Annotated in this window: 8 protein-coding genes; 6 read left to right on the forward strand and 2 right to left on the reverse strand. The window is 56.7% G+C overall.

Translation table 11 applies throughout. The features are described from left to right. Positions 1–72 precede the first annotated feature (72 nt). A complete protein-coding gene (locus tag ACP7AL_RS19585; RefSeq protein ID WP_425993574.1) occupies positions 73–1,257 on the forward strand; it encodes a glycosyltransferase in 1,185 nt (394 codons plus the stop codon). On the opposite strand, the gene ACP7AL_RS19590 is transcribed toward ACP7AL_RS19585, so the two are convergent. After that, positions 1,254–2,231 (reverse strand): hypothetical protein, encoded by a 978-nt coding sequence (locus ACP7AL_RS19590; protein WP_425993575.1) that lies wholly within the window; start codon positions 2,229–2,231, stop codon positions 1,254–1,256. The two genes, ACP7AL_RS19585 and ACP7AL_RS19590, sit on opposite strands and share 4 nt — an antisense overlap. Positions 2,232–2,592: 361 nt before the next feature. Here ACP7AL_RS19590 and ACP7AL_RS19595 point away from each other — a divergent pair, with 361 nt between their 5' ends. Genes ACP7AL_RS19595 through ACP7AL_RS19605 form a run of 3 tightly spaced genes read left to right on the forward strand, consistent with a single transcriptional unit; the run spans position 2,593 to position 5,728 of the window. After that, complete coding sequence (locus tag ACP7AL_RS19595; protein WP_425993576.1) at positions 2,593–3,714, forward strand: glycosyltransferase family 4 protein; 1,122 nt, start codon at positions 2,593–2,595, stop codon at positions 3,712–3,714. Positions 3,715–3,731: 17 nt separating this feature from the next. Next, on the forward strand, positions 3,732–4,985 hold the full coding sequence (locus tag ACP7AL_RS19600) for a glycosyltransferase (protein ID WP_425993577.1): 1,254 nt from the start codon (positions 3,732–3,734) through the stop codon (positions 4,983–4,985). Continuing rightward, positions 4,982–5,728 (forward strand): DUF2334 domain-containing protein, encoded by a 747-nt coding sequence (locus ACP7AL_RS19605; RefSeq protein ID WP_425993578.1) that lies wholly within the window; start codon positions 4,982–4,984, stop codon positions 5,726–5,728. The genes ACP7AL_RS19600 and ACP7AL_RS19605 overlap by 4 nt, the downstream gene beginning before the upstream one ends. Here ACP7AL_RS19605 and ACP7AL_RS19610 read toward each other — a convergent pair. Continuing rightward, on the reverse strand, positions 5,725–6,696 hold the full coding sequence (locus tag ACP7AL_RS19610; RefSeq protein ID WP_425993579.1) for a fatty acid desaturase: 972 nt from the start codon (positions 6,694–6,696) through the stop codon (positions 5,725–5,727). The two genes, ACP7AL_RS19605 and ACP7AL_RS19610, sit on opposite strands and share 4 nt — an antisense overlap. 136 nt (positions 6,697–6,832) lie before the next feature. Between ACP7AL_RS19610 and lptB the strand changes: the two genes are divergently transcribed. Further along, entirely contained in the window at positions 6,833–7,549 is a 717-nt protein-coding gene (gene lptB / locus ACP7AL_RS19615) for an LPS export ABC transporter ATP-binding protein (RefSeq protein ID WP_425993580.1), read from the forward strand. Between the two features lie 224 nt (positions 7,550–7,773). Then, positions 7,774–8,675 (forward strand): B12-binding domain-containing radical SAM protein (locus ACP7AL_RS19620; RefSeq protein WP_425993581.1); only part of this gene is annotated, 902 nt, incomplete at its 3' end.

The raw sequence follows: 8,675 nt of genomic DNA on the forward strand, positions 1-8,675 counted from the left end.
GACCGGAGGCTTCGCGTTCTTTTCATCAACGATACGTCACGAAATGGCGGGCCGGGCCGAACCATTCTATACGTGCTGAAATTTCTCGATCCACAGCGTATTCACCGAACGGCGCTGATCCCGCGGGAAGGGATTGTCAGCCGCCGGCTGGAGAGCGCCAACGTCGCCGAAAACCTGTTCTTTGAACCCGATCTCATTGAAAACATCTACGAGCCGGTCTCAAGGCCGATGGAGCGGACTGATTTTGATGCCCACATCTTACTGAAGGCATCGCGCGCCGTTGCGAATGTGGTCCGTGCCACAGGAGCCATGCTCAGGCTCATCAAGCGGGTGAGGGCGGAGAAGTTCGACCTCGTTTTCTGCAATGGAACGAGCGCAAATTTTGCGGGCGGAGCGATTGCGGCAGTCACCGGGGTGCCGGTGATCTGGCATGTTCTTTATCCCTCCGTGGCTCCGCCCATCCGGCGGTTGCACGCCGCGCTTGCGGCGTGTCGAAACGTTCGATCGATAATCTGCGTCTCGCGCGCGACCGAAACGCAATTTTCCCGCTGCCGGCAAAAGGTCAGGGCCATCCAAACCGCGCTGGATATTGCTGAGTTTGACAGCAGCGCCGTCAAACCGGTTCTGCGCGATGAACTCGGCCTTACGCCGCAGACAGTGGTTTTCGGAAGTCATGGCCGTATTGTGCCGCGGAAGGGATTTATCGAACTCATTCGTGCGGCACGCATCGTCATCGACGCGTTGACGGATGAACAACGGGCGCGATGCCGGTTTGTGATCTTCGGCGATACGCCGGAAGATATACGCCCAGATCATCTTGAAGAATGTAGGGCGCTGGTGGGTGAACTCGGCCTGACTGAATGGGTCATCTTTGCTGGTTTCCGCCCGGACGTTCGCGCCTATGTTGCCGATTTCGATGTCGCCGTTGTGCCAAGCGTTTATGAGGATCCGCTGCCGCGCGCGGTCATGGAAGCGATGGCCATGTCAAAGCCGGTCATCGCCTTCCGGATGGGCGGGATCGGCGAGATGATTGACGATAGCGTGGAAGGGCAGCTCGTGACGGGCGCGCCGCCGGACATCAAGGGGCTTGCCGACGCGTGCCTGGCGTACTTCGGCGACGAGACCTTGCGACGCCGTCAAGGTGATGCTGCCCGGCGCCGGATCGAGAAAGACTTCAACGCCGTCAATCACGGAGCCATTCTTCAGGCCGAAATGGAACGCGTTGTTTCGCTGCACGAAGGATCGGCAGCAGCCTAGCGGACAGCAGGCGCGTTCTCGTCTTTCTGTGTCCGGGAAAATGAAAACCGCCCGAGCAACCACGGCATGCCGACAAGCAGGAAACCCAGCAACTGATCAACGGCGATTGTGATCATCAAAACGGCGGCTACGGCTTCCGTTGATAGTGTCAAAAAATTTGCCGCTGCAATGCCGGTTCCCACGAACAGCAGATCCTTGTTCGGTAGCAGTGGCAATCTCGAGATTAGAAGACGTAGAGCGACGAAATAAAGACATGCGATCGCGGTAGGAAGTGCTCCCGACAACCACCAGATTCCGAGCTGAAGCACCAAAGCAATGACGCTCCGAAGCAGGTGGATTGTGAATGTCGATGCGATCTGCTGCCGATTCAGGGTTGTGACTTTACGGCCTCCGAACACCAGAATGAGACAGAACATCAGCGGAAGGGAGGCAATCGCGATCGAAGTCCACAAATGCGTTGAGAAGAAAGTCGGAAGCGTGATGCCGCCCAATGCCGAAAGAAGCAAAAGGACCAGCCAGACCATTGCGAGGCCGGCACCTGCCGAGAGAATGTTGCTGTCCTTAATGGCATGCAGCAGCGCAGCTTTCTCGAGATTGAGCCTGTGCTGGGCCCAGAAATAGAAATAGGCTTCTCCTGAATAGTCGAGCACCATCGCGTTGAGATAGCGCTTTCGCAGGAAGATCGAAAGCGGCAGAGCCTTTTCGATCTTCCAGAGATTTCGATAGATCAGGAGATCAGCCACCGGCTGAACGAAGAAGGGCACCAGCACCAGCAAATAGAAGCTCAATGCAGTCGGCTTCGCTCGCCAGATCTCCAGCCAGCCGATCGAGGCAAGCTGATGCCCGATGAAGCCGAGCAGGATAACTGGGACACCCCAGCGCAGGGCTTGCATGGCGAAACGGAACGGCGCGGACCTCGGCTTTTCAGCCGCTTCCTCGAACTCACCGCCACCTACCTGGATGAAGGTATTCATACGCCCCAGACGTGCTTACTCTCCCCCGTAACGATCCCATCATTTGGGGCCGTTGTCCACGATGGAGCCGTTATGGGAGTTGAAAAGGGATTGGAAACGCAGGGATTGTCGTTAATTCGGCCGTCCAAGGTCCGCCCGTACACGGATATTCGGCCATTCTCTCGGTGGCGACGGGCTGGTATGGTCCGCGGGCTTATCCCGCTGGGGCCTGGGTTAGGCACAAGATACCAGCCCAAAGGATATTCGTTGATGACTGCAGCCTCTGTTCATCCGCTGATCTGAAACCATGAATATGACAGAGGCACTATCCGCATCCGCCGAGCCAAAGCCGTTGGCTGATCGTCCGATGCGAATTTGCCTTGTGACGAGCTCCTATAACTACATCAAGGACGGCATCGCGCTGACGCTCAATCGTCTGGTCGGTTATCTGGAAGACCAGGGTGTCGAGGTCCGGATATTTGCTCCCGTCGCTAGCCGTCCGGCGCTTGATCATAGCGGTGATCTTACGCCGGTGCCCTCGGTCGCGCTGCCGATGAGGCCTGAATACCGGCTTGCCTTGGGGCTTTCCCGCCGCCAGAAAGCTGACATTGAAGAGTTCGACCCGGACATCATTCACATCGCGGTGCCAGACATTCTCGGATATCAGGCCCTGCGGCTGGGGCGCAGGTTGAAGGTGCCGGTGGTTGCATCGTATCACACTCGCTACGATACATACGTAAAATTCTATGCGCCCCTGAAGCTGTTTCAAAAGCCCGTCGAAAATTATCTTCGGTTCTTTTATCGCAATTGCGTACAGGTCTACGTGCCGTCCGAGTCGATGGCGGACGTTCTGCGCGAGCAGGGTTATGCGGAAAATCTCGCAGCATGGCCTCGCGGTGTGGATGTCGAAAGGTTTCATCCCGCCAAACGTTCCCAGGAATGGCGCGCGCGTCACGGGATCGCCCCGGATCAGGTGGCGATTGTTTTTGTCGGCAGATTCGTTCGCGAAAAGGGTCTCGACCTGCTGGTCGATACGTTGAACGAATTGAAGCGGCGAAATGTTGCTCACCGAAGCATCGCTGTGGGTGACGGACCCGAGCGAGCGTGGCTTGAGGAGAGGCTGCCTGATACAATATTTCCTGGGTTCCTGCACGGTGAGGATCTCGCGCAGGCGTATGCGTCCTCGGATATTTTCTTCTTCCCGAGCCAGACCGAGACTTTTGGGAATGTCACGCTGGAAGCGATGGCGTCCGGACTGCCGGCCGTTTGCGCCTTCGCGACGGGCAGCCGCTCGCTTGTGAGTCCACAGGTGACCGGATTCATGGCTGAAACAAACAATGCCGTGGAGTTTGCCGACCATTTGTCCACCCTGGTGGCCGACGGGGTTGCGCGCCGCCGCATGGGGGCCGTCTCTCGCGAGGGAAGCCTGAATTTTTCATGGGACGCCGCCATGGATCGCATGCTGGGCTATTACCGTTCTGTTCTCGGCGGCATGACGCGATAAGATTCGGACGTGGCCTCATGAACCCAAATCCAGGTGGTCAGGTCGCAACGGTTCTAGACGACACACCGCGGACGCAGATGCAGGATGGCCACAAGAGTTTTTCCTTTCTGGACATCAACACTTTCTTTTCCCGTCGTGCGGGCGGCATTCGTGCGTTCTACGAGGCGCGGATCAAGCATTTCAGCGGCCAGACTGATCATCGCTACGTTCTGGTTCATCCGGGCTCGCGATTCAGTTGGCGTAACAACGATCAAAACGTATCAACAGCTGAAATCTACGGGCCGGTCGTATCGCGCGATCCGAGCGGCTATCGATTTATGCTCGATTACGCAGGCGTCTATCGTGTCATTCGCGGGAGCAGACCCGATGTTATCGAGGTTGGAGAGCCGTGGCTGTCGGGACTCTTCTGCTTGCTGATCAAGAAGCTTGGTCTGTACCGGGGGCTTTTGGTCAGCTACTTCCACAGCGATCCCATTCTTACCCATCTGTCGCCTTGGGCGTACCGGGGAGCGTTTCAGACGCTGCGCAAAGCGATTGTTCTCCGACCCTTGGCAGCGCTTTTTTATCGTGTTCAGCGCAGTTATGATCTTACAGTTGTTTCCTCACGAGTCATGCAAACCCGCCTTCAGGGCAGGGGCATCCCCGTGGCAGTTGTGCCCCTGGGGATTCCACGGATCTATCTGGAGGCTCCGCTGGCTCTCCGGAAAACGATCGCAGACAAAGGTGAAATCAAGCTCCTATTCGTCGGCCGGCTCAATATTGAAAAAGGAATAGAATTAATTCGAGACACTATTTCATCTTTGCTGGCGCTCGATCATGTCCGGGTCACAGTGATTGGTCGGGGCGGAGCGCAGGATTTCTTCGCCGGCCTGAACCATCCTCGGTTCGATTATCGGGGATTTGTCGAAGACCCAATGGACGTACGAAGGATTTACGACGATCACGACATATTGCTTGCGCCGGGGCCCTTTGAAAGTTTTGGCCTCGCAGTGGTCGAGGCAATGGCGCGGGGTCTTGTTGTTGTCGGTCCCGATACGGGGGGGACAGGGGAACTGCTACGCGACGCCAATTCTAGGTTCATCTTTCGAGCAAACGATAGGGACGATTTCCAGCGCACGGTAATGCGGGCGATGGAGTGCGATTGGATTGAGGAAGCCGCAGCCGCCAGAGAGTTCGCGTTGAAGCAGGGAACGATTGATCTGGCGATGAAGCGTATCTCCGACCTTTATGTGACGCGCCTGATGGTTGATGCCGGGAGCAGGTCGTCGTGAAGCTTCTGGTTTCACTCCATGATGTGACGCCCTTTCATTTGCGAAGGTTGCAGAAGGCCGAAGCGCTGTGTGTTGCGCTCGGTGTTGACAAGATAAGCTTCCTGCTCATCCCGGATTATCATTCCCTGGGACGGTCCGATCTGCGTCGGGATTTTGTTGCATGGTGCCGCCGTGATCGCGCTTTCGATGTGGAGTGGCTTCTTCATGGGTATACACACGCGGACGAGGCGCCGTCTTCGGTTGCTTTATCTCCGAGAGATCACTTCCGGCGCCGTTTTCTGACAGGAAGCGAAGGGGAGTTTCTTCCGCTTGAAGCGATCGACCAGCAACTTCGCATTCAGGATGGGCTTGCTGTTTTCCGCCAATGCTTGCAGCGCGATCCGTCGGGCTTCGTTGCGCCGGCATGGCTTTTCAATCGGCACCTATTCCAGATTCTGCGCGACAACGGTATTCACTACACGGAAGACCACAGTCGGCTATTTTCCGTCGTAACGGGGAAAAGTCTGAGGAGTCCTGTTATTACCTGGGCGACGCGATCCTGGTGGCGCAAACACGGATCTGTCATCGCTGCACCACTCCTCGCCAGGCACTGGCACAAAGAAGAGATTCTGCGTGTCGCGATGCATCCGTTCGACTTCGATCATCCGGAAACCGTGGACAGCATTCGCGAGAACCTGGCTCGCCTGATGAGCGAGCGAGAGACGCTTTTTACCAGTGAGCTTGATTTCGGGAACGCTCTCTAGGCTGCAGGACTGGGTTGCGCCTGCATCCGGTCGCGGACGACGCGAGAGTGTAATGAATACCTCGGGTCGAAAATGAACTGGGCTAAAAGTTTGGAGAGCGACTGTTTCGATTCAAGAGTGTCGTAAAACTCCGGCGCTTTCGCACGAAGCGCGGGAAGTCTGTTCCACGGAATCGAAGGAAAGTCGTGATGCTCGTTGTGATAGCCGACGTTCAAGGTGAGAAAATTCAATGGGCCGTAATAGCTAAACGTTTCCTGCTTGGGATCGAGCGTGTAGTGCTCCTGAATCCAGCGGGCGCCGAGGGGGTGCAGTCCAAGTGCGAAGAGGACCGATGCAGCAAGATAGAGCAGGCCGTTCCAGCCGAAAAGCATGACAATGGCGATATCGAAAGTAACGGCTGCGACGACACTAAGAATTGTCCATCGGTTCATGACAGATATTGAACTAAACCGGGCCGGTCGCGCGACTTGTAGAACCGGAAAGAGAAACAGCCAGATCGCCTTGGCGTACCAGCGATTGCCGACGAGATCTGCCTCCCAATGGCTGGCGAGGTCGGCGTCCCGGTCGTAGTCGCCTTGATAGGCGTGGTGCTCCAGATGACAGATGCTGAAGCCGATTGCCGCCGGCAGGATATTTGGCAAATCGGCAGCGATCGCTGCCAGTTTGTTCAGCCTGCGGTCCCTGAAGATCAGGTTATGTGTTGCTTCGTGAATGATTACGTAAAGGCAATTGTTGGCAAAAGCGCCGACCAGATATGCCGCGATTAGCGCCAGCCACCAATACGCTGTCCCAAGGTGTCCCATGAACGCCACTAGGCCGACCTGCAGCAGGATAATCGCAATCAGAAGCGCCGCGGTCCAGGGATTACGGCCCATGAGATCGCGCACATCTGGATGCTGCCGTAGGATCGCTTTGGTTCGTTCGGGATGAGGTTGGGCGGGCGTGGAAAAATCAAAGGCGCTGGTCATGGTGGGTTCCTTCGACATCCGACCCTGCCACGAGCCGACGTCGATGGGAAGTATTTCTCTTCGAAGCCATTGGCCTGACCCAGCTTTCTCATGCTAGAGCTTGTGCTAACCGCCTCAAAAAACGGGCTTTCCGACAGTGCTCGATGCTCGAAATCTGGCCAAGGTTTTTGGTGATCGAACGGTTGTGGGGGATGTTAGCCTTCACGTCCGGCGGGGGGACATTGTGGGCCTGATAGGCCCAGGCGGCGCGGGAAAGACGACCGTTTTCGGAATGCTTGCTGGGATTGTGACGCCCGACCGGGGAACCGTACTCCTCGATGGAGCAAATGTGACATCCGCGGCCTTGTTCGAACGTGCGAGACGTGGCCTGAGCTATCTCACGCAGGAAGCCTCGATCCTCAAGACGCTCACCGTCGAGCAGAATATTCTGATGGTGCTTGAAACCATCGAGAGCAGCCCGGCCCGCAGGAAAAAGACGCTCAACTCTCTTCTGTCTGAATTCGGTCTGTCGGAAGTCCGCAATGCTGTGGGCGCCCGGCTATCGGGAGGCGAACGGAGGCGCTGTGAGATTGCGCTGGCGATAGCCGGGGAGCCGAGCTTCGTGTTGCTGGATGAGCCGTTCGCAGGCGTTGATCCGATCGCCGTCAGCGATGTCCGCAGGCTGGTCGGCTCACTCGCCGACCGTGGCGTCGGCGTCCTGATCACCGACCACAACGCGCGCGAGACGCTCGGTCTTGTCGATCGCGCCTATATCATCCAGGCCGGCTACGTACTCGCCCACGGGCCGCCGGCCGACATCGTCAACGATCCGTCGGTCCAGCGGATTTACCTTGGAGCAGGATTCAGACTTTAGCCCGCGACCGGAGATTATTTTGGCGGAGTAGGTCAGTCCGATGGCGGGATTGTTTTCTGACGCGGCAGAGGCCAGCAGATTGCGGATAGCGGCGGCAAATGCCGATAAAACAAGCTGGGCAACGCGCATCGGGGCGGAATTCTCCGGTAAATCCAGTTAGATTTAGCCAAAGAACCGTGTCAAACTCTCGTTTTGATTGAGCAATATGGGCCGAAGGCTATGTCATGAGCGGCGGCAGATTTAAGGTATTTCTGATCAAGCCGTCGCACTACGACGACGACGGTTATGTGATCCAATGGCGCCGCTCCCTGATCCCGGCCAACAGCCTGGCCAGTGTTTATGGTCTCGTGCGTCATTCTGCGGACGCCCGGATATTTGGACCGGATATCGAAATTGACGTCGTTGCCGTCGACGAGTGCAACACGGTCGTCAATTGCCAACGCATCGCACGTCAGATCAAGGAGGCAGGCGCAGGCTTGGTTTGTCTGGTAGGCGTGCAGTCAAACCAGTTTCCCCGCACGGTCGATATTGCCCGACAGTTTCGCGACAATAACATTGCCGTCGTCATAGGCGGCTTTCATGTCAGCGGCTGTCTGTCGATGTTGCCCGCGCTGCCTGATGACATTCAGGAAGTGCTGGATATTGGGGTGTCGTTGTTCGCGGGCGAAGCCGAAGGACAGATGGAAAATCTGCTTCGCGATGCATTCGAAGGCAGGCTGCGTCCGATTTACAACTGTCTCAACGCGCTTCCCAATCTCGACGGGGCGCAAATTCCCATTCTTCCCGCCGAGAATATCGGCCGACAGGTCACTGATTTCACCAGTTTCGATGCGGGACGCGGCTGTCCGTTTCAGTGCAGCTTCTGCACGATTATCAACGTTCAGGGTCGGAAGTCACGGCACAGAACGGCGGACGACGTGGAAGAGATCATTCGCGCCAACGCCGCACAGGGCGTGACGAACTTCTTTGTCACGGACGACAATTTTGCGCGAAACCGTAATTGGGAGTCGATTCTGGATCGTATCATCTGGTTGCGGGAGAATGAGGGATTCAAGCCGTCGCTCATATTTCAGGTCGATACCCTGTGTCACCGAATTCCTGGATTTATCGAGAAGGTTGCGCGCGC

Origin of the sequence: Afipia sp. DC4300-2b1, assembly GCF_049895725.1 — a bacterium.
Classification (GTDB): domain Bacteria; phylum Pseudomonadota; class Alphaproteobacteria; order Rhizobiales; family Xanthobacteraceae; genus Afipia; species Afipia broomeae.